This is a genomic window from Streptomyces sp. NBC_01515 (assembly GCF_045040345.1).
GTDB lineage: Bacteria > Actinomycetota > Actinomycetes > Streptomycetales > Streptomycetaceae > Streptomyces.
Genome location: NZ_CP109416.1, coordinates 8,938,522 through 8,960,475, shown reverse-complemented (window position 1 = coordinate 8,960,475; position 21,954 = coordinate 8,938,522). Strand labels below are relative to the sequence as shown.

Sequence of the window (21,954 nt, the reverse complement as noted above, 5' to 3'; positions counted from 1 at the left end):
CAGCCGTACCGGAGAGATGAGATGAAACACGCGACCCCCGACGTCGGCGACCTCGTGGCCCGACGTACCGCCGGTCAGAGCCTCGAAGCCCCGTTCTACGTCGGCGAGGAGTTCTTCGCCCTCGACATCGAGGCCGTCTTCGCCCGGAGTTGGCTGTTCGTGGCCGCCGAGGCGGAGCTTCCCCAGCCCGGCGACTACGTGACGGTCGACATCGGGTCGTACTCGGTCATCGTCGTGCGCGACGACGACGAGGACGTCCGGGCCTTCCACAACGTCTGCCGCCACCGCGGTGCGCGCGTCCTCAACGAGGAGCGCGGCTCGGTGGGCAACATCGTCTGCGGGTACCACCGTTGGACGTACGGCGTGGACGGCAGACTGCTGCACGCCGAGTCCCAGGCGCCCGGCTTCGACCCGTCCTGCTTCGGGCTGCGCACCGTGCACGCGCGCACGGTGGCCGGGCTGGTCTTCATCTGCCTGGCCGACGAACCGCCCGCCGACTTCGACGAGGTCGCCGCCCGCATCGAGCCGTACCTCGCACCGCACAACCTGGCCAAGGCGAAGGTCGCCACGCAGATCGACCTGGTCGAGAACGGCAACTGGAAGCTGACCATGGAGAACAACCGGGAGTGCTACCACTGCGTGGGCCACCCCGAACTCCAGGCCTGCTACTTCCCCATCTACGGCTACCGGGAGCAGGACATCCCGCCCGCGCTGCGCCCCGCCTACGAGCGCTTCCAGCGGGCCGACGCCGAGGCCCGGACAACCTACGACTCGCTGGGCCTGCCCTACGCCGAGATCGAGGAACTGGACACCCGCCCCACCGGTTTCCGCATCCAGCGCGAACCCCTCGACCTGGCCGGGGAGTCCTACACCCCGGACGGCACGGCCGCGTGCACACGCCTGCTGGCGGACTTCCCCACGGCCCGACTGGGCCGGCTCTCCATGCACCTCCAGCCCAACTCCTGGTTCCACTTCATGGCCGACCACGCGATCACGTTCTCCACGATCCCGCTCGGCCCCGACCGCACCCTCGTCCGCACCACCTGGCTCGTGCACGCCGACGCCGTGGAGGGGATCGACTACGACCTCGACACGATGACGAAGGTGTGGAAGGCGACTAACGACCAGGACGCGGTGCTCGTGGCCCGCGCCCACCGGGGCATCAGCAGCCCGGCCTATCTGCCGGGCCCGTACGGCCCGACGGAGGAGCAGGTCGAGGCGTTCGTCAACTGGTACGTGACCAGGCTCAAGGCACACCTGGAGCTCCAGCCATGAGCGAGACCGAAGAGCTGCTGGTCTGCCGTCAGGTGCACCCGCTCACGCACGACGTCACCACGTTCGTGTTCGAGTACGCCGAACCCCGGCTGTTCCGGCACGACCCGGGCCAGTTCCTGACGCTGACCCTCGACATCGACGGCCGGCCGGTCCAGCGCTGCTACACGATCTCCTCGTCGCCCACCCGCCCGTTCCTGCTCTCGATCACGGTGAAGCGCATCCCGGGCGGGCTCGTGTCGAACTGGCTGCACGACCGGCTGCGGCCCGGCGACACCGTGCGGGCGCACGGACCGCTCGGCGAGTTCAGCACGGCCCGGCATCCGGCGCCCAAGTACCTGTTCCTGTCCGGGGGCGTCGGGGTGACGCCGTCGATGTCGATGACCAGGACGCTCTACGACCTGGCCGACCCCGCCGACGTGGTGTTCGTGCACAGCGCGCGCACCCCGGCGGACATCGTCTTCCGCCACGAACTCGACCTCATCGCCGCGACCGCGCCCAACATCCGGGTGGTCCACATCTGCGAGGAGGACCGCCCGTACGCCCCCTGGGGCGGATACCGCGGCCGCCTCACGATCGAGACGCTCCGGCAGGTCGCGCCGGACTTCCGGGAACGGGAGGTCTTCACCTGCGGTCCCGCCCCCTACATGGCCGCCGTACGGCACCTGCTGGCGGACGCGGGCCTCGACATGGACCGCTACCACGAGGAGAGCTTCACCTTCGAGACACCGGCCACGCGGGCCGAGACCTCACCGGCCACCGCCACAGACGCCGGTTTCAAGGTCGAGTTCACCCGCAGCGGACGCACCCTCGACTGCGACCCCGACACCTCGCTCCTCGCCGCCGCCTCCCGGGCCGGCCTCAGCCTGCCGGCCTCGTGCGCCCAGGGCATGTGCGGCACCTGCAAGGCGACCCTGCTCTCCGGCTCCGTCGACATGCAGCACAACGGGGGCATCCGGCCACGCGAGATCACCCAGAACAAGATCCTGCTGTGCTGTTCAAAGCCGCTGGAGGACGTCGTGATCGACGCGTGAGGACCATCACAACTACCCAGGTTCCTCAGGCGAGTTGGGCCGACGGGCCACGACCGTCGGTCAGCGCACCTGCCGGCCGAACGCCTCGTACGCCGCCTCGTCGAAGAGCACGAACGTGACCTCCTCGACCGATGTCTCCGCCGCCCGAACCGTCGTTACGGCGATCCGCGCCGCGTCGTCCATCGGCCAGCCGAAGATCCCGGCCGAGACGGCGGGGAACGCGACCGTACGGGCGCCGAGTCCGTCGGCGACGCGCAGGGACTCGCGGTAGCAGGAGGTCAGCAGCTCCGAGCGGTCCTCGTCGCGGGAGTACACGGGTCCCACCGTGTGGATCACCCACCGCGCGTCCAGTTCCCCCGCCGTCGTCGCGACCGCCTTGCCCGTGGCCAGGCCCTTGCCGTAGTGGGAGGCGCGGAGCCTGCGGCAGTCCGCCAGGATCGCGGGGCCGCCCCGGCGGTGGATCGCGCCGTCGACTCCTCCGCCGCCCAGGAGTGAGGAGTTGGCCGCGTTGACGATCGCGTCGGCGCTCCGGCGGGTGATGTCACCCCGGACGAGGGTGATGATGGCGGTGGTCATGACTGCCTCAGTCGTCGCCAGACGGCCTTCGCCGCGTTGTGTCCCGACATGCCGTGCACTCCGGGGCCGGGCGGGGTCGCCGAGGAGCAGATGAAGACGGCCGGGTGCGGGGTGCCGTACGGGGAGAGGGAGAGCTTGGGGCGCAGCAGGATCTGGAGTCCGGTGACCGCGCCGGTACCGATGTCGCCTCCCACGTAGTTGGCGTTGCGGGCGGCGAGTTCGGGCGGCCCCGCGGTCGCGCGGGCGAGGACGCGGTCGCGGAACCCCGGGGCGAAGCGCTCCAGTTGGCGTTCCAGGGCGTCCGTGAGGTCGCCGGTCCAGCCGCTGGGGACATGGCCGTAGGCCCAGAAGACCTGCTTCCCGGCCGGGGCGCGGGTGGGGTCGACGATGCTGGGCTGCACGGTGATCATGAACGGCTTGTCGGGGGCGCGGTTCTCGCGGGACGCGGCGCGCAGGGCGGCACCGATCTCCGTGCTGTCGGCGCCGATCTGGACCGTGCCGGCGGTGCGCGCCTCCTTGGCGGTCCAGGGCACCGGGCCGTCCAGGGCGTAGTCGACCTTGAACACCCCTGCGCCGTAACGGTAGTTCGCGTAGTAGTCACCGAAACCCGCGATCTTCGCCAGGGCGGTGGGCGAGGTGTCGAAGACGTAGGCGCGGGCCGGCGGGAGGTCGTCGAGGCGCTTGACCTCGTAGTCGGTGTGGATCGCGCCGCCGAGGTCCTTCAGGTAGGCGGCCAGCGCGTCGGAGATGGACTGGGAGCCGCCGCGCGCCACCGGCCAGCCACGCGCGTGTGCCGCGAGGGCGAAGACCAGGCCGATCGCGCCGGTGGCGAAGCCGGTGAGGGGGGCCATGACATGGCCGACGAGTCCGGCGAACAGGGTCTTGGCGCGCTCGTCCTGGAAGCGGCTGGTCAGCCAGGTCGACGGGGGCAGGCCTGCCAGACCGAAGCGGGCGAGGGTGACCGGGTCGCGCGGCAGCGCGGTGCGCGGCAGGGACATGAAGTCGCGGACCAGGGTGTCCCACTTGGGGAGGAAGGGCTCGACCAGCCTGCGGTACGCGCCCGCGTCACGCGGCCCGAACGAGGCGGCCGTCTCCGCGACCGACCGCGACAGCACGGCCGCGCTGCCGTCGATGAAGGGATGCGCCATGGGCAGCTCGGGGTGCAGCCACTCCAGGCCGTAGCGCTCCAGCGGCAGGGCGCGGAACGCCGGGGAGTTGATGCCGAGCGGGTGCGCCGCCGAGCAGGGGTCGTGCCGGAAGCCGGGGAGGGTCAGCTCCTCGGTGCGGGCGCCTCCGCCCACGGTGTCCCGGGCCTCGAACACGGCCACGGAGAAGCCGCGCCGGGCCAGCTCCACGGCGGCCGTCAGTCCGTTCGGCCCCGCACCCACCACGACCGCATCGAGCATCGACGGCACCTTGGGACCCCTTCGTCAGCCGATGGCCACTCGACATCAGGATATGCCGCGGGACTGACACTCCCGGGGTCAGCCCACCAGGTGAGCGCAACCCGTGACCCTACGACGCCCTCAGCAGGTCCATCACACGCTGCGCGGTCGCCGCGTCCCGGGCCGCCGTGAACGGCAGCGCGTTGCCACCGGTGATGCGGAACGGCTCTCCGGTGAGCGTGCGGTGGGCGCCGCCCGCCTCCTCGACGAGGAGCAGGCCCGCCGCGTGGTCCCAGGCCGCCTCCCAGGAAAACGCGGTGGCATCCAACTCGCCCCGGGCGACGGCGAGATACTCCAGGCCGGCCGAGCCGCACGGGCGCGTGTGCACACCGTCCGCCCACAGGCCGAGCAGGGCGCGCTTCTGGGCGTCCGTCGTGTAGTCCGGGTGGGAGGTGGCCACTTCCAGGTCCCGGGCGGGGTCCGGGGCGCCGGAACGCAGCCGTACGCCGTCGAGGAAGGCGCCGCCGCCCTTGACGGCCGTGGCCATCTGGTCGCGGGCCGCCGCGTAGGTCCAGGAGGCGAGCAGCTCCCCGTGCCGGGCGAGCGCGACCAGGGTGCAGAAACCGGTCTCGCCGCGCACGAACTGCCGTGTCCCGTCGACCGGGTCGACGATCCAGACCGGGGCGTCGCCCTGTATCGCCTCGTACGTCTCCGGGTCGGCGTGCACCGCTTCCTCGCCGACGACGACGGAGCCGGGCAGGAGGGAGCCGAGCACCTTGGTCAGATACAGCTCGGCGTTGCGGTCGGCGTCCGTGACCAGGTCGTGCGGGCCGCTCTTCTGGTCGACCTCGTGCGCCGCGAGCTGGCGGAAGCGGGGCATGATCTCCGTGGCCGCCGCCCTGCGGATGGCTTCTTCGACGTCGGCCGTGTGCTGTACGAGAAACTCGTCGATGGTTTCGGTGTCTTCGATCATGCCTCCATGAGAGCACGCGTCACTGACAATCCCCACCCGCCCGGTGCACTCCGGGTGGAATCACCATGAACACCCGGCCCCGGAGATCACGGAAACCCGGTCCCTCCCGGGGCGGCTCAGCGCCCGACGGCGTACCCCTGCATGCCCCGCGGATTCGCCGCCGCCGAGAGGATCCCGGCCGCCGGGTCCCGGGCGACCGCGCACAGCCGCCCCTCGGACCAGGCGTCGCCGACGGTCACGTCATGGCCGCGTCGCCGCAGCTCCTCCACCACCGCCGCGTCCATGCGGGACTCGACGGTGACGCTCCCGGGGCGCATGCCGCGCGGGTAGAAGGAGCCGGGGAAGCTGTCGTTGTGCCAGTTCGGGGCGTCGATCGCGCCCTGGAGGTCGAGGCCGCCGCGTGCCTTCGCGCGCGTGGCGACCGCCAGGAAGAAGTGCAGCTGCCACTGGTCCTGCTGGTCCCCGCCGGGCGTGCCGAACGCCAGGACCGGTACTCCGTCGCGCAGGGCGATCGACGGGGTGAGCGTGGTGCGCGGACGGCGGCCCGGGGCAAGGGAGTTGGGCAGGCCGGGCTCCAGCCAGGCCATCTGGAGCCGGGTGCCGAGCGGGAAGCCCAGCTCGGGCACCACCGGGTTGGACTGGAGCCAGCCGCCGCTGGGCGTGGCCGCGATCATGTTGCCCCAGCGGTCGACGACGTCGAGGTGGCAGGTGTCGCCCCGGGTACCGCCGTCGGCGCTCACCCGCGCGACGGTCGGCTCCCCCGCCCCCATCGGGTCGAAGCCGGACTCCTCGGGCGCCACCACGCGCGCGTGCCCGCACAGTCGCGGCGCGCGCCCTCCGGGGCTGCCGGGCCGCAGCTCGTACGACGCCTTCTCGCCGATCAGCTCCCGCCGCGCCGCGTTGTAGTCCGCCGACAGCAACTCCCCCAGCGGTACGGCGTCCGGGTCCGCGTCCCCGTACCAGGCCTCCCGGTCGGCCATCGCGAGCTTGCAGCCCTCGATCAGCAGATGGACGTAGTCGGCGGATTCGTAGGCGGGCAACTCGGCCGGGAGCAGCGCCAGTTGCTGGAGGAGGACCGGGCCCTGGCTCCAGGGGCCGGCCTTGCACAGGGTCCAGCCGTTCCAGCCGTACGTCGCCGGTGCCTCGTAGGACGCGGACCAGGAGGCCAGGTCGACGGCCGTGAGCGTGCCGGTGCGGCGCTCGCCGCTGGTGTCCATGGTGGGCCGCCCGGACTGCCGTACGAGGGCCTCGGCGATGAAGCCGGACCGCCACACCTCACGCGCCGCCTCGATCTGGGCCTCCCGGTCCCCCGCCCCGGCGACCTCGGCGAGGAGCCGCTTCCAGGTGGCGGCGAGGGCGGGGTTGCGGAACAGCTCGCCGGGCCGGGGTGCCTTCCCGTCGGGCAGGTACACGTCCGCCGACGTGGTCCACTCCGTCTCGAACAGCTCCCGTACGGCCTCGACGGTCGCCCCGACGTTCTCCACGCACGCGTGGCCGTCCTCGGCGTACCCGATGGCGTACTTCAGGACGTCGGCCAGGGACTTCGTGCCGTGGTCCCTGAGGAGGAGCATCCAGGCGTCGAAGGCGCCGGGGACGGCCGCCGCCAGGGGTCCCGTACCGGGTACGAGATCCAGACCGAGTCCCCTGTAGTGGTCGATCGTCGCGCCCGCGGGTGCGACGCCCTGGCCGCACAGCACCCGCACCTCGCCGCCCGCCGGGGCCAGCAGGATGGGCACCTCGCCGGCGGGTCCGTTGAGGTGCGGTTCCACGACGTGCAGGACGAACGCCCCGGCGACGGCGGCGTCGTAGGCGTTGCCGCCGTCCTCCAGGACGGCCATCGCCGACTGCGAGGCCAGCCAGTGTGTTGTGGACACCATGCCGAAGGTGCCCTGGAGCGTGGGTCGGGTGGTGAAGGACATGTCTCACCTCTGCGGTCGCGCACGTGGTCGTCCTGATCGGGCAGCAGACTATCGACCGAAGGCGTGCACACGTCACCTCCCTACTTCGCGGGAGCGAAGACGCGTTGGGCCGCGACGACCGCCCCGCCGCGTGCCCACTCCTCGAACGGCAGGGGGCGGACCACGAGATCGCAGTCGACCGCGGCACCGAAGGCGTGGTCCACGAAGGCCTGCCGGATGTGGTCGGCGAACAGGTCGTAGGAGGCGACGCCCTCGCCGGAGATGATGATCCGCTCCGGTCCGATGAGGTTGGCCACGCAGGCCAGGCCGAGGCCCACGGCGTGTCCGGCGCGGGCGAAGACGGTCCGGACGGCGGGGTCGCCGGTGTGCGCGAGGCGGATCGCGCCGTCCATGGTCAACTCCGCGTCGCCGGTGGCCTGTCGGGCCTGCTCGACGATCGCGTGGGTGGAGGCGACGGCCTCCACGCACCCGGTGTTGCCGCAGGTGCAGACCCGGTCGGTGCCGCTCACCGGCAGGTGCCCCACCTCGCCCGCCACGCCGTGCGCTCCGGAGACCACCCGGCCGGCGACACAGAGCCCGGCGCCGATGCCGGCGCCGACGGTGACCAGGGCGAAGATCGACAGCCCGACGCCCGCGCCGAACCACTGCTCGGCCACGGTCAGGGCCCTTACGTCGTTCTCGATGACCGTCGGTGTCCCGGTGGCCGTCTCGACGAGCTGGGCGAGCGGCACCCGGCGCCAGTCGAGGAAGGGCGAGTACTGGACCGTGCCCAACTGGCTGTCCACATCACCGGAGATGGTGACCCCGATGCCGTGGAGGCCGGTGCCGCCCTCCAGGTTCGCCGCCGTGCGCAGTTCGTCGACCAGCCGGGCGATGGCCAGCACCACGGTGCCCACGTCGCGTGAGTCGAGGCGGACGCGCCGGGAGGCCAGCGGACGGGCCGTCAAGTCGGCCAGTACGCCGATGAGTTCCTCGCCGGTGACCTTCACACCCGCGAACAGGGCGCGGTCGGCCCGCACTTCGACCGGGGTCGCCGGGCGGCCGTTCGTCCGCTCGGTGGTGGGCCGGCCGCCCTCGGTGATCCAGCCGTCGGCCATGAGCGAGGTGGCCACTTTGGTGACGGCTCCCGGGGTCAGCCCGGTCCGCCGACCGATCTCGGCCCGACTCAGCGGACCGTGCTGGAGCAGGGTCTGCAGGACGAGTGCGGCCGCGGGTGGCTGGTCGGCGAGGGTCATGGGGCGACGTTACCTTTCCTTTGGAAAGTAAGACAAGGGCTATACATCGGCCCTATCGGCCTGAAACCGCAGGTCATTCGACAGCAGGTGGCCGAAAACCCTCACCAGGCCGCCCAAAGGTCGGAGTTTTCTTAGAGTTGACTATGTTGACGCTGGAAGGAAACTAAGCCTAGATTCGCCGCACTCCTCGTCGGGGCGGACGGGACGGTCCTGCGCCGGTGAGGAGTGTGTGGCCCCCACCCACTCGCCCGTTGGTCCCAGCGAACCCTCTCGGTGATGTCCCGGGACGACCACCACCGAGAGGCTCCCCGCACCTCGACACCTCAGGCGGGAACCCGCCTGCAGCCGCGCCCTGACGGAGTACACACATGCCTCGTCCAGCTCGACCCACACGTCTGAGAACCCTCACCTGCCTCACCGCGCTCACGGCGGCCCTCATCGTGCCCGCCTCCGCACGGGCCGCGACCACCGCGGACGCCTCGGGGGCCCAGGCGTCCGGCGCCACGAGCACGCCCCTCGTGGCCGCCAAGCCGTACATGGGCTACAGCACCTGGAGCGTCGAGTCCACCAACTTCCCCGGCTACGGCGGGAATTGGCTCACCGAGGCGCACGTCCTGCAACAGGCGGACGTGCTGTCCTCGAAGTTGAAGTCGCACGGCTACAACTACGTGAACGTGGACGCCGGCTGGAACGACGCCAAGGGCGACGCCTATGCCCGGCCGACCCCGAACCTGACGAAGTTCCCGCACGGGATGAAGTACCTCGCGGACCAACTCCACCGCAAGGGACTGAAGTTCGGCCTCTATCTGGCCGTCGGCCTCTACCAGCAGGCGTACAACGACGGCAAGACGCCCATCTACAACGCCCCGGGCTGCACCACCAAGGACATCGTCTACCCGGACCTGCGCAAGACCAGCGGCTGGGACGACGTCTCGTACCAGCTGAACTTCGCCAGCCCCTGCACCACCAAGTACATCCAGTCCGAGGCCGACCAACTGGCCTCGTTCGGCGTCGACTTCCTCAAGATCGACGGGGTGGGCCCCGGCTCGAACCAGGGCGACGACGCGCACAACAACGTCCCCGACATCCAGGCGTGGCACACCGCCCTGAAGAACACCGGGCGGCCCATCGAGTTCACCCTGTCCTGGTCGCTCAGCCACAACCAGGCCGACGTCTGGAAGGCCAACTCCAACGGCTGGCGCATCGACACGGACGTCGAGTGCTACTGCGACACCCTGGTGACGTGGAACAACTCCGTGAAGGCGCGCTGGAACGACGTCGTGCCGTGGATCGACGACGCCGGGCCGGGGCACTGGAACAACCTCGACTCGCTCGACGTGGGCTCGGACGTCATGGACGGCGTCAACCAGACCGAGCGGCAGAGCTACATGACGCTGTGGGCCATCGAGGCCGCGCCGCTGTACATCGGTGACGACCTCACCAAGCTCGACAAGTACGGCCTGAAGCTGCTCACCAACGACGAGGTCATCGCGGTCGACCAGGCGGGCACCCCCGCCAGGCCGGTCAGCCAGAAGACCCCGCAGCAGACCTGGTACACCCGCAACACGGACGGCAGTTACACCGTGGCCCTGTTCAACCTGGGCAAGGGCTACTCGGACGTGACCGCCGACTTCAGCGACCTCGGCATCAGCGGCAAGGCCAAGGTCCGCGACCTGTGGAGCCACAAGAACCTCGGCTCGGCCAGCGGCAAGTTCACCGCCAACCTGGCCCCGCACGGCTCGCGTCTGCTGCGCATCACGCCTCCGGGCACCGGCAGCCACCCGGGTGTACCGCTCAACGTGCACGGCACCGCGTCGACGGCCGGCAGCGTCTCGCTCGCCTGGAGCGCGGTGAACTCCGGTACGAAGACCACCGGTTACGACGTGTACGCCAACGGCACCAAGAAGGCCACCGTCACCGGCACCTCCGCCACCGTGAGCGGCCTGAAGGCCGGTACCACCTACTCCCTCACCGTGGTCGCCCACGACGCGCAGGGCCGAAAGTCCGCCCCCAGCAAGGGAGTTGACGTCACCACCCCGGCGGCCGGCGGACCTGTCGTCTACGAGGCGGAGGCCTCCGGGAACACCCTCAGCGGCAACGCCTCCGTGGGCGACTGCTCCGCGTGCTCGGGCGGCAAGAAGGTCGGCAACCTCGGCGGCACCGGAACCCTGGCGGTCAACCACGTCACCGCGCCCCGCGACGGCACCTACCTGATGAAGGTCGACTATATCGACGGCGACACCGGCCGCACGATGATCATCACCACGGGTGGCAGCTCCTTCCAGCAGTTCCTGCCGGGCAGCAACGACAACAACTGGGGTCAACCGAGTTCGATCACGGTGCCCGTCCAGCTGAAGGCCGGCGACAACACGATCACCTTCGGCAACGCCTCGGACTACGCCTCCGACGTGGACCGCATCACCCTCTGACCGTCGTCCGTCCGACCTGACCAGCGTTCCAACCGACCGACATCCGAGGAGAGTTCCGTGGTGGTCACATCACAGGGCGAGCCCAAGACGCCGACCACACCGCCGTCCGCCGCGGTGACCACCACGGCCACCGCCCCCGGCTCGACCCCCCGCGTCCGCACGACCCGTTCGGCCCGCAGGGCGAGCCGCCACGCGCCGACCAGGTCCGCGGCGGCCCGCCGCCGCGACCTGCCGGTCGCCCTCCTGCTGATCCTTCCCTCCGTCGTCGGATTCGCGGTCTTCTACGCCTATCCGACCCTGCGCGGCGTCTACCTCAGCTTCACCGACTTCCATGTCCTCACCCCGCCGAACTGGGTGGGACTGGCCAACTTCCACGAGATGTTCGGCGACGACGTCTTCTGGCACTCCCTGCTCGTCACCGTCTACTTCGTGATCCTGGCCGTCGTCTTCGGCACCCTGGCCTCCCTGGTGACGGCCGTGGTGCTGCACCGGGTCACCAAGTCGTCGGCGCTGCGCGGCGTCATCCTGCTGCCGTTCCTGATCTCCAACGTGATCGCCGCGCTGGTGTGGCAGTGGATGCTCGACCCGTCCCTCGGTGTCGTCAGCCTCGTCCTGCAGCATCTGACGGGCCACTCCATCCTGTTCTTCGGCAGCAGCGGCTGGGCGATACCGTCCCTCGCCGCGATCAGCATCTGGAAGTGGATGGGGTACTACTCCCTGCTGATCTTCGCCGGACTGCAGACCATCCCGGCCACCATCTACGAGGCCGGCCGGGTCGACGGCGCCAGTGAGGTGCAGATGTTCCGGCGCCTCACGGTGCCCCTGCTGCGGCCGATCCTCGTCATGGTGGTCGTCCTGACGGTGATCAACTCCTTCCAGGTGTTCGACATCGTGCAGGTCACCACCCAGGGCGGCCCGGCGAACGCCTCGAACGTGCTGCAGATGTACATCTACAGCAAGGCGTTCAGGCAGTTCGACTTCGGCTACGCCGCCACCCTCTCGCTGGCCCTGTTCGCCCTGCTCATCACGGTCACCTTCACCCAGCTGCGGCTCGCCCGCGCCAACGAATCCGACCTGAGCTGAAGGAGCCCGTCATGGCAGTCACCCTCGCCCCCGGCCGGGCGGCCACCGCCCGGCCCCGGAAGAACCGCCGGAGCCTCTCCCCCGGCCGGATCGTCGCCTGGATCTATCTGGGCATCGTCGTCGTCATCACGCTCTTCCCGTTCTACTGGATCCTGCGCACCGCGCTGTCCAACAACTACAAGCTGTCGACGCACCCGTCGTCGCCACTGCCGGTGGGCTTCACCTGGGGCGCCTTCGAACGCGTCCTCGGGATCGCCTCCACCGCCGAGGCACAGGCCCAGGGCGGCTCGGGCGCGGCCATCAACATCGCGCTCTATCTGCGCAACTCGCTGATCTACGCGTCCGTGCAGACGGTGCTGATCGTCCTGTTCGCCTCGGCCGGCGCCTACGCGTTCTCCCGGCTGCACTGGCGTGGCCGGAACCTGGTGTTCAACATCCTGATCACCGCGCTGATGGTGCCCAGCGTCTTCACGCTGCTGCCCAACTTCGTCCTCGTCAAAGACCTCGGACTGACCAACACGTTCGCCGGACTGATCCTGCCCGGGGCGCTCTTCCAGGCCTTCACGCTGTTCTTCCTGCGGCAGTTCATGCTCGGCCTGAGCACCGAGGTCGAGGAAGCCGCCATCATCGACGGCGCCGGCCCGCTGCGGATCTTCTTCCGGATCATCCTGCCGATGTCGACCGCGCCGATCGCCACCATCTCGCTGCTGATGTTCGTCAACGCCTGGAACGACTACTTCTGGCCGCTGCTGATCACCAACAGCCAGGACGTGCAGCCGCTGACCCTCGCGCTCGGCGTCTTCAAGCAGTCCTCGCCCCAAGCGGCCCCCGACTGGGCGGGGTTGATGGCCGCCGCCCTGGTCGCGGCGCTGCCGATGCTGCTGCTGTTCGTCGCCTTCGGCAAGCGCATCGTCAACTCCATCGGCTTCTCCGGCCTCAAGTGACCGGCCGTACCCCGCGATTGGACGACACAGCCATGCACTCCAGCGACCTGGTGCTGAGCTGGCCCGCGCCCGCCGCCACCTGGGCGGAGGCCGCCCCGGTCGGCAACGGCAGGATCGGCGCGATGGTCTTCGGCGGCACCGGCCGGGCCCGTATCCAGATCAACGACTCCACCGTCTGGTCCGGCACCCCCGCCGGGCCGGCCACCGCCCTCGCCGCACTCCGTGCGCGGGGGGCCGGTCCCGAGCGGCTCGAAGAGGTCCGCGCCGCGCTGCGCGCCGGCGACCAGGACCGCGCCGAGTCCCTCCTCATGACCTTCGAGGGGCCCTACACCCAGGAGTACCTGCCCTACGCCGACCTGTACCTGACCGTGCCGGGCGGTGAGCGCGCCGAGTACCGCGGCAGGACGCTCGACCTCGACACCGCGGTCGCCGAGGACGGCTTCGGCCTCGACGGGGCCGCGGTACGGCGCCGGGTCTGGGCCGACGCCGTCAGCGGCGCGCTGTGCGTGACGCTGGACGCGGACGGCGGCACCGTGGACCTGTCCGTCGAACTCTCCACCCCGCTGCGGGAGATACGGCGTTCGTCCACGCCCGACGGCATCACACTGGGCATCGAGATACCCGTGGACGGCGCCCCTTCGCACGAACCCGGGGTCGCGGAGCCGCTGCGCTACGCGGACGGTCCCGTCGACGGCTACGACCCCTTCGGCGCCCTCGCGCTCGCCCTGCACACCGACGGCACGACCACCGTGGACGACGAGGGAGGACTGCGCGTCACCGGCGCCTCCCGCGTCCTGCTCACCCTCGCCACTTCCACCGCGGCGGACCGCGACTGGAGCGGGGCTCCGGCCCTGGACCGCGCCGCCCATCTGGCCGGGGCCGGCGACCTCGCGGCGCGGGCCCTCGCGCAGGGCGCCGACCGTCTCCTCAAGGACCACGAGGCCGACGTACGGGCCCTGTCGGGCAGCACCTCCCTGCGTGTCGGGCCGCGCCGCTCCGGCACCTACGACGTCGCCCGCGACATCCTCGGCGGCGACGACGAACTCCTCACCGCCACCGTGCTGTTCCAGCTCGGCCGCCATCTCCTGGCCACCGCCTCCCGCCCGCACACCGGCCCGCCGGCCAACCTCCAGGGCATCTGGAACGCCGAGCTGCGCCCCGCCTGGTCGTCCAACTACACGATCAACATCAACACGCAGATGAACTACTGGGGCGCGGAGGCGGTCGGGCTCAGCGCCTGCCACGAGCCCCTGTTCGACCTGCTCGACCGCATGGCCGTACAAGGCACGCGGGTGGCACGGGAGTTGTACGGTGCGCGCGGCTGGGTGGCGCATCACAACACCGATCCGTGGGGGTGGGCGCTGCCGGTCGGCATGGGGCACGGCAACACCTCGTGGGCAATGTGGATGATGGGCGGCGCCTGGCTGTCCCAACACCTGTGGGACCACTACGACTTCACCCGCGACCTCGGCTTCCTGCGGGAGCGGGCCTGGCCGTTGCTCAGCGGTTGCGCGGAGTTCCTGCTCGACTGGCTCGTCGACGACGGCACGGGGCATCTCGACACCCTGCCGTCGACCTCCCCGGAGAACCTGTTCCTGGCCGACGGCGTCCCGAGGTCGCTGACCCGCTCCGCCGCCATGGACCTGGCGCTGATCCGGGCCACCTTCCAACGGACCCTGGCGGCAGCCGAGTTGCTGGGTCTGGACACACCACTGACCAGCGAGATACGCGCGGCGCTGCCCCGGCTGCGCCCGCTGCCCCTCTCGCCGGAGGGGCGGCTCCAGGAGTGGGCCGAGGACCTGACCGAGGCCGACCCGCACCACCGTCACCTCTCGCACCTGATCGCCGTACACCCGCTCGGTCTGATCGATTCCGACGCGACTCCCGAACTCGCCGCCGCCGCAGGGAAGTCGATGGACCGGCGCGGGCCCGGGGCGATGGGGTGGTCGTGGTCCTGGAAGATCGTCCTGCGGGCGTGGCTGCGTGACGCCCCGACCGCGCGCTCGCTGTTCCTTGAGGCGATCCGGCCGCTCGACGGTGACGCGGGGGTGGACGCCCCTGTGGACGGCTCCCGTTGGGGCGGGCTGCTGCCCAACCTCTTCTCCACGCATCCGCCGTTCCAGATCGACGGCAACTACGGGCTGATGGCCGCCGTGGCCGAGATGGTGGTGCAGAGCCACACCGGCGTCCTCGACCTGCTGCCCGCGCTGCCCGTCCAGTGGACCGAGGGTGAGGCCAGGGACCTGCGCTGCCGCGGCGGCCTGGCCGTCGACTTCGCCTGGAACGAGGGCGAGTTGACCGGTGCGACCGTGCGCAGGCTCACCGGCGACGCCGGCGAAACCGTGCGGATCCGGTGCCTCGGCCGCACGGCCGAGCTGCTGCTTCCGGCAGGTCACCAGGTGGAGCTGGACGCTCTGCTGCGGCCCCGGGGGGAGCCGGTGCCGTGCTGAGCGAACAGGACGTCCCCGAGCTGTTCGCCTACCGCAGCGCCTACCGCGAACCCGCCGACTTCGACACCTTCTGGAAGGGCACCCTCGCCGAGACCCGCGCCGGGCAGGAAGCCGAGCTGCAACTCACGCAGGTCGCGACCGAGTTGGAGACGGTCGACGTCTTCGACGCCGTCCTCCCGGGCTTCGGCGGCCACCCGGTCCACGCCTGGCTGCGGATGCCCCGTCGGCGCGGCGGCCCGCTGCCCGCCGTGGTCCAGTTCCACGGCTACGGCAGCGGGCGCGGCGCCCCGATCGACGACCTGCTGTGGGCGTCCGCCGGGTACGCGCATCTCCTGGTGGACGCGCGCGGCCAGGGCGGCGCCTGGGCGGGCGGGGGCGCGACCCCCGACCCGGTCGGCAGCGGCCCGGCGCATCCCGGTTTCCTCACCCGGGGCATCGAGGACAAGGACACCTACGTCTACCGCCGGGTGTTCACCGACGCCGTCCGCGCGGTCGACGCGCTGCGCGCCCGCACCGACCTCGTCGACCAGGACCGGGTCGCCCTGGTCGGCCCCAGCCAGGGCGGCGGCATCGCCCTCGCGGTCGCCGGACTGGTGCCCGGTCTGGCGGCGGCCCACTTCCAGTCGCCGTTCCTCTGCGACATCCGGCAGGCCACCCGGCTCACCTCCGCCGAACCGTACGCCGAGATCATCGGCTATCTGGCGGCCCGCCGGGACCGGGTGGAGCAGGCCTTCGACACCCTCGGCCACTTCGACGGGCTCGCCTTCGCCCGCCGCGCGACCGCCCCGGCCTGGTTCTCCGCCGGACTGCGCGACGAGGTGTGCCCGCCGGTCACCGCGATCGCCGCCTACCACGCCTACGCCGGCCCCAAGGAGCTGCGGCTGTGGGAGTTCAACGGCCACGACGCCGGCGGGTCGGAGGACCTGGCCGTCGCCCTGGGCGCGTTCGGCGCCCTCCTCAAGACGTCGTCCCATCCGGCGGTGCTGCCGTCCCCCGCACCCACCGCGTCATCCCGAAAGAAGGAACAATGAGAAGAATCAAGGGAGTTCGAAAGACGGTCGCGCTGGGCGCCACGCTCACGCTCGCCGCCCTGCTCTCCGCGTGCTCCAACGGCTCCTCCGCCGCCGGCGGTTCCAAGACCGTCAACTGGTGGACCTGGGACGACAAGCAGGCCGCCGCGTACAAGGTGTGCGCCACGGACTTCGAGAAGGCCAACCCCGGCACCACGGTGAAGATCACGCAGTACAACGTGAACGACTACTTCACCAAGCTGACCGCCGGATTCGTGGCCGGCAGCGCGCCCGACGCCTTCCAGAACAGCGTCCAGTTCTTCCAGGCGTACGCCTCCCAGCACCAACTGCTGGCGATGGACGACTACATCAAGAAGGACAACTTCGACCTGTCCCGGTTCTCGGTGGGTGTGGACGCCTGGAAGTTCACCGACGGCAAGCAGTACGCCCTGCCCCTGGACTGGGCGGCGGCCGGCCTCTACTTCAACGACGACGCCGTCAAGAAGGCCGGGTACACCGCGAAGGATGTCGCCTCGCTCAACTGGAACCCCGACAACGGCGGCACGCTGGGCAAGATGATCGCCCACCTGACGATCGACACCAAGGGGCGCCGCGGCGACGAGAAGGGCTTCGACAAGTCCCACATCAAGACCTACGGCTACGGGGAGATCGCGGCCAAGGACTTCATCGGCCAGACCACCTGGAGCCCGCTGGTCAGCACCACGGGCTGGCGGCTGGGCGACAAGGCCAGCTGGCCGACGGTGTTCAACTACTCCGACCCGCGGTTCGTGAAGACCATGAACTGGATCCGCTCGCTGACCGACAAGGGCTACGCGCCCAAGATCGGGCAGTTCACGGACAGCGTCAGCGACGTCGACCTGCTCTCCTCCGGCAAGGTCGCGATGGAGACCGGCGGTTCGTGGGAGGCCTCGACCTTCGTGAAGATCCCCGGCCTCAAGGTCGGCATCGCGCCCACTCCCTACGGCCCCGACGGCAAGACCCGGGCCGTGCTGAGCAACTCCAACGGGAACAACATCTGGGCCGGCACCAAGAACCCCGACCTGGCCTGGAAGTGGGTCTCCTACATGGGCAGCGAGGCCTGCCAGTCCAAGGCCTCCCTGACCGGCACCTTCTTCCCGTCGATCCCCGCCTCCATGGACGCCTCGGCCAAGGCACTGGCCAAGACCGGCGTCGACCTGTCCGTCTTCACAGACATGATCAAGGACAAGGTTCTCTACCCGTCCCCGGTCTACGGCAACGGCGCGGCTCTCCAGGACGCCCTGCAGCCGCTGTTCCAGGGCTACTTCGCCGGACAGAAGAGCGACTCCGTCTTCACGGACATGCAGAAGCAGAGCAAGCAGCTGCTCGCCAAGAAGTGACCCCACCACCCCTCCGCACTCCCTGTCCGACCGCCGGACGGGCCCACTGAGCCGGGCCCGTCCGGTGGAGTCGGACGACCGGAAAGGACCTCCGCATGTCTGACCCCACGGCGCGGATCCACCTCCTGCGCGCGGCGGGCACCGCCCTCGTCGTGGAGCTCACCGAGCCGGTGCCCAGGGTGCTGCACTGGGGGGCCGACCTGGGCGACCTCTCGCAGGACGCCCTGGCCGCGCTCGCCCTGACCGGCGAACCCGCCGTGCTCAACAACTCCGTCGACGTCCCGCGCCGGTTCACCGTCTGGCCCACCGAGGCCGACGCCTGGTCGGGCACCCCGGCCCAGGAGGGCCATCTCGCCGGCGCGTTCGCCGCGCCCCGGCTGACCCTGGCCGACAGTTCCTGCCAACCGCGGGCGGCGGGCGGGGAGTTGACCCTTCACCTCACCGACCCCGGAACCGGGCTCGACGTCACTCTCTCCTACCGTCTGGAGCCCTCCGGAGTACTGGGCGTACGGACCACGCTCACCCGCCGGCCGGACGCCGACCCGGCGCCGTACGACCTGGCGCACATCACGACGCTGCTGCCGCTGCCGCGCCGGGCCTCGGAGGTCCTCGACTTCACCGGCAAGTGGAGCCGGGAGCGCTCACCCCAGCGGCTGCCGCTGGGCTTCGGCACCCATGCCCGTGAGGTGCGGCGGGGCAAGCCGGGTCTGGACTCGCCGTACGTCATGGCGGTGGGCGTGCCCGGATTCGGCTTCCGCGACGGGGAGATCTGGGCCGTTCACGTGGCCTGGAGCGGCGACCAGCGGTATCTGGCCGAGCAGTTGCCGGAGGGCGCCGGTACCCATGCGGCGGTGCTCGGCGGCGGCGAACTCCTGCGGGCCGGGGAGATCCGGCTCGCGCCCGGCGAGTCGTACACCGCCCCGGTCTGTCACTTCGCCTGGTCCGACCAGGGCCTGGACGGGCTCGCCGACCGCTTCCACACCCTGCTCCGGGCCCGCCCCGGCCATCCTCGCGGCCCCCGCCCGGTGATCCTCAACAGCTGGGAGGCGGTGTACTTCGACCACGATCTGGACCGGCTGCTACGGCTGGCCGACCGGGCCGCCGAGGTCGGGGTCGAGCGGTTCGTGCTGGACGACGGCTGGTTCCGGGGCCGTCGTTCGGACGACGCCGGGCTGGGCGACTGGACCGTCGACCCGGTGGTGTGGCCGGAGGGGCTGACCCCGCTGGTGGACCATGTGCGCTCGCTCGGCATGGAGTTCGGGCTGTGGGTCGAGCCGGAGATGATCAACCTGGACTCCGACCTGGCCCGCGAGCACCCCGACTGGGTGCTGGGTCCCGCCCGCGGGGTCGGTCCCGCGGCCCGCCATCAGCATGTGCTGGACCTGGCCAACCCCGATGCCTGGCAGTACCTGCTGGACGCGTTGGACGCGCTGGTGGAGAAGTACGCCATCGCCTATCTCAAGTGGGACCACAACCGGGAACTCCACGAGCCCGTGCACTCCGCCGCCGACCGTCCCGTGGCGCACGCCCAGGTGGTGGCCCTCTACCGGCTGATCGACGCGCTCCGGGAACGCCATCCCGCGCTGGAGATCGAGAGCTGCGCCGCCGGTGGCGGACGGGTCGACCTGGGCATCCTGGAGCGGACCGACCGGGTCTGGGCCTCGGACTGCAACGACCCGGTGGAGCGCCAGACCATCCAGCGCTGGACCGCGCAGCTGCTGCCCCCCGAACTGGTCGGCACCCATGTGGGCCCGCACACCAGCCACACCACGGACCGCGCCAGCTCCGATCAACTCCGCCTGACCACGGCCCTGTTCGGGCACGCGGGCATCGAACAGGACCTCACCCGCTGCTCCCAGGAGGAGCTCGCCCGGCTCACCGCCTGGACCGCGCTCCACCGCGAGCTGCGCCCGCTGCTCCACGGCGGGCACACGGTCCGCGCCGACCTCGCCGACGAGTCGACCCTGCTGCACGGAGTGGTGGCCCACGACGGATCGGCCGCGCTGTACTGCTGGGCGCGGCTCGCCACCTCCCCCGAGGGCCAGTACGGGCGGGTGCCGTTGCCCGGCCTGGACCCCGAGGCGACCTACCGGGTACGGGTCCGCTCCGAACTGGGCCGACCGTCCTTCCACGAGGTGACGGAACCCGCCTGGCTGCCCGCGGCCCTCGACGACGGCCTGTCCCTCCCCGGCTCCGTCCTCACCCTCGCCGGCCTCCCCCTGCCGAACCTCAACCCCGAACAGGCCCTGCTCCTCGAACTCACGAGGGTGGTCCACTGACCGCACGCGATCCGCCCGTTCGGGCAGGGGGCAGAGCGGCCCGAGCAGCAACACCACGTCGTACGACGTGTCTTCGGCAGGCAGGACCCTGCGCGCGGGTCGCCTCGGTCATCGCCCCAGGGTGTGATCCGGCGCGTCCGGCGCGCAACGGGATTCCGAAGCGCGGGCCGTCACCAGCCCCGACTCGTAGGCGAACACGACGAGTTGGGCCCGGTCCCGGGCTCCGAGTTTGGTCATCGCCCGGCTGATGTGGGTCTTGGCCGTGAACGGGCTGATGACCATGTGGGCGGCGATCTCCTCGTTGGTGAGGCCGTGCGCGGCCAGGGCGGTGACCTCGCGTTCGCGGCGGGTGAGGTGTTCCAGGCCGGAGGGGGTGGAGCGGTCCGGGGGCCGGGAGACGAACTCGCCGATGAGGGTGCGGGTGACGGCCGGGGAGAGGAGGGCCTCGCCGCCGGCGACGATCTCGATCGCCTGGAGCAGGTCCGCCGGGTCGGTGTCCTTGAGGAGGAAGCCGCTGGCGCCCGCGCGCAGCGCCTCGAAGACGTACTCGTCCAGGCCGTAGTTGGTGAGGATGACGACCCGGACCGCCGAGAGGGTGGGGTCGGCCGCGATGCGGCGGGTTGCCTCGATGCCCGTCATCACCGGCATCTGTACGTCGATCAGCGCGATGTCCGGGAGTTGGGCACGGACGAGGGCCACGCCCTGCTCGCCGTCGGCCGCCTCGCCGACGACCTCGATGCCCTCCTCGGCATCCAGGAGGGCGCGGAAGCCCGCGCGCATCAGCGCCTGGTCGTCGACGACCGCGACCCGGATCATCCCGTCTCCCCCAGCGGCAGTTCGGCCCGCACCGAGAAGCCGCCCTCCGCGCGCGGGGCCGTGTGCAGGGTGCCGCCGAGGGCGGCGACGCGCTCGCGCATGCCGGTGAGGCCGATGCCCGGTTTCGGCGGGCAGCCGGGGTCGGCCGCTCCGTCGTCCTCGACCCGTATCGTCAAGTCATCGTCGCCGTAGTCGAGTTGGACCCTGACCTTCGCCGGGCCCGCGTGCCGGGCCGCGTTGGTGAGGGCCTCCTGGACGATGCGGTACACCGCGCGGTCGACCGTCGCGGCGAGGGGACGTTCCTCGCCGGTCACCGCGAGTTCGACGGCGAGGCCGGCCGCGCAGGCCCGCTCGACGAGCAGCGCGGGGGTGCCGGTGGGCTCCTCGGTGGTGCGCAGGACCTCCAGGGTGGCCCGCAGTTCGCGCATCGCCTCGCCGCCCGCCTCCTGGATGGCGAGCAGCGCGGGCGGCACCTCCTCGCCGCGCTTGCGGGCGAGGTGGACGGCAACTCCCGCCTGGAGCTTGACGATCGAGATGCTGTGGGTGAGGGAGTCGTGCAACTCCCGCGCGATCCGCAGGCGTTCCTCGCCCGCGCGCCGCAACGCGGCCTCCTCGCGGGTGCGTTCCGCCTCCAGGGCGCGCTGTTCGGTCTGGCGCAGATACGCCTGCCAGTTGCGGTCGGCGAGGCCGGTGACCACCGCGCACAGGAACCAGCCGGCCAGCAGCGCGGTCCGCTCGACCACCTGCTGGGTCGTCGGCCCGGTCGCGAAGTACGCCACCAGGAACACCCCGCCGCCCACGGCCGCCGTACCGCGGTGTCCCGCGCGGGCCGCCGTGTGCATCGCGGCGAAGACGGGCAGACCGGCGACCGGCCCCGGGTGGGCGTGCAGGACGTAGGCAGCCTCCGCCGCCGTGGTCACCGCGAGGACCGCTCTCGGAGCCGTCTGATAGAACGCCAGGGCCGCCGCCGCGAGGGCCATCAGCACGTAGTCGACCGCGGTCGTGTCCACGTCGAAGGCCGCGACCGTCATGACGAGGCCGCCGATCACGACCGCGAGGGACGCGTCGGCGAGCCGCCTGCGTGGGGTCGCTTCGACCGGATACCCGCTCATGTCCGCACACTAGACCGGCGCGCCGACCCGGGCGTCAGCCCTGTGGACAACTCCTGGA

16 protein-coding genes are annotated in these 21,954 nt (G+C 71.1%); 9 read left to right on the top strand and 7 right to left on the bottom strand.

Going from position 1 to position 21,954, the window contains the following annotated elements; translation table 11 throughout:
• Window positions 1–21 precede the first annotated feature (21 nt).
• Window positions 22–1,275 carry an aromatic ring-hydroxylating dioxygenase subunit alpha gene (locus OG407_RS40060; RefSeq protein ID WP_405864978.1) on the top strand — a complete coding sequence of 418 codons (1,254 nt, stop codon included), beginning with the start codon at window positions 22–24 and terminating at the stop codon, window positions 1,273–1,275.
• Complete coding sequence (locus OG407_RS40055; RefSeq protein ID WP_405864976.1) at window positions 1,272–2,306, top strand: 2Fe-2S iron-sulfur cluster-binding protein; 1,035 nt, start codon at window positions 1,272–1,274, stop codon at window positions 2,304–2,306. The genes OG407_RS40060 and OG407_RS40055 overlap by 4 nt, the downstream gene beginning before the upstream one ends.
• 60 nt (window positions 2,307–2,366) lie before the next feature.
• Here OG407_RS40055 and OG407_RS40050 read toward each other — a convergent pair whose 3' ends face one another.
• The 5 genes from OG407_RS40050 to OG407_RS40030 form a co-directional block, all read right to left on the bottom strand.
• Window positions 2,367–2,882 (bottom strand): O-acetyl-ADP-ribose deacetylase, encoded by a 516-nt coding sequence (locus tag OG407_RS40050; protein ID WP_405864974.1) that lies wholly within the window; start codon window positions 2,880–2,882, stop codon window positions 2,367–2,369.
• Window positions 2,879–4,288 (bottom strand): phytoene desaturase family protein, encoded by a 1,410-nt coding sequence (locus OG407_RS40045; protein ID WP_405864972.1) that lies wholly within the window; start codon window positions 4,286–4,288, stop codon window positions 2,879–2,881. Before OG407_RS40045 ends, OG407_RS40050 begins: the two co-directional genes overlap by 4 nt.
• Before the next feature lie 109 nt (window positions 4,289–4,397).
• Window positions 4,398–5,240 carry an inositol monophosphatase family protein gene (locus OG407_RS40040; RefSeq protein ID WP_405864970.1) on the bottom strand — a complete coding sequence of 281 codons (843 nt, stop codon included), beginning with the start codon at window positions 5,238–5,240 and terminating at the stop codon, window positions 4,398–4,400.
• 116 nt (window positions 5,241–5,356) lie between these two features.
• Complete coding sequence (locus OG407_RS40035; protein WP_405864968.1) at window positions 5,357–7,159, bottom strand: gamma-glutamyltransferase family protein; 1,803 nt, start codon at window positions 7,157–7,159, stop codon at window positions 5,357–5,359.
• Between the two features lie 80 nt (window positions 7,160–7,239).
• On the bottom strand, window positions 7,240–8,394 hold the full coding sequence (locus tag OG407_RS40030) for an ROK family protein (protein WP_405864966.1): 1,155 nt from the start codon (window positions 8,392–8,394) through the stop codon (window positions 7,240–7,242).
• A gap of 368 nt (window positions 8,395–8,762) precedes the next feature.
• On the opposite strand from OG407_RS40030, the gene OG407_RS40025 reads away from it, so the two are divergent.
• The 7 genes from OG407_RS40025 (at window position 8,763) to OG407_RS39995 (ending at window position 19,968) form a co-directional block, all read left to right on the top strand.
• Complete coding sequence (locus OG407_RS40025) at window positions 8,763–10,823, top strand: fibronectin type III domain-containing protein (protein WP_405864964.1); 2,061 nt, start codon at window positions 8,763–8,765, stop codon at window positions 10,821–10,823.
• A gap of 57 nt (window positions 10,824–10,880) precedes the next feature.
• Window positions 10,881–11,906, top strand: coding sequence for a carbohydrate ABC transporter permease (locus OG407_RS40020; protein ID WP_405864962.1), 1,026 nt, complete (start codon window positions 10,881–10,883; stop codon window positions 11,904–11,906).
• Between the two features lie 11 nt (window positions 11,907–11,917).
• Window positions 11,918–12,850, top strand: a complete 933-nt coding sequence (locus tag OG407_RS40015; protein ID WP_405864960.1) for a carbohydrate ABC transporter permease — start codon at window positions 11,918–11,920, stop codon at window positions 12,848–12,850.
• Between the two features lie 32 nt (window positions 12,851–12,882).
• On the top strand, window positions 12,883–15,300 hold the full coding sequence (locus tag OG407_RS40010) for a glycosyl hydrolase family 95 catalytic domain-containing protein (RefSeq protein ID WP_405864958.1): 2,418 nt from the start codon (window positions 12,883–12,885) through the stop codon (window positions 15,298–15,300).
• Complete coding sequence (locus tag OG407_RS40005) at window positions 15,294–16,331, top strand: acetylxylan esterase (protein WP_405864956.1); 1,038 nt, start codon at window positions 15,294–15,296, stop codon at window positions 16,329–16,331. The genes OG407_RS40010 and OG407_RS40005 overlap by 7 nt, the downstream gene beginning before the upstream one ends.
• Complete coding sequence (locus OG407_RS40000; RefSeq protein ID WP_405864954.1) at window positions 16,328–17,689, top strand: ABC transporter substrate-binding protein; 1,362 nt, start codon at window positions 16,328–16,330, stop codon at window positions 17,687–17,689. Before OG407_RS40005 ends, OG407_RS40000 begins: the two co-directional genes overlap by 4 nt.
• 95 nt (window positions 17,690–17,784) lie before the next feature.
• Window positions 17,785–19,968, top strand: coding sequence for an alpha-galactosidase (locus tag OG407_RS39995; protein WP_405864952.1), 2,184 nt, complete (start codon window positions 17,785–17,787; stop codon window positions 19,966–19,968).
• Window positions 19,969–20,076: 108 nt separating this feature from the next.
• Here OG407_RS39995 and OG407_RS39990 read toward each other — a convergent pair whose 3' ends face one another.
• Both OG407_RS39990 and OG407_RS39985 read right to left on the bottom strand, forming a co-directional pair.
• On the bottom strand, window positions 20,077–20,784 hold the full coding sequence (locus OG407_RS39990) for a response regulator (protein WP_405864950.1): 708 nt from the start codon (window positions 20,782–20,784) through the stop codon (window positions 20,077–20,079).
• Window positions 20,781–21,896 (bottom strand): sensor histidine kinase, encoded by a 1,116-nt coding sequence (locus OG407_RS39985; RefSeq protein WP_405864948.1) that lies wholly within the window; start codon window positions 21,894–21,896, stop codon window positions 20,781–20,783. Before OG407_RS39985 ends, OG407_RS39990 begins: the two co-directional genes overlap by 4 nt.
• Between the last annotated feature and the right edge of the window lie 58 nt (window positions 21,897–21,954).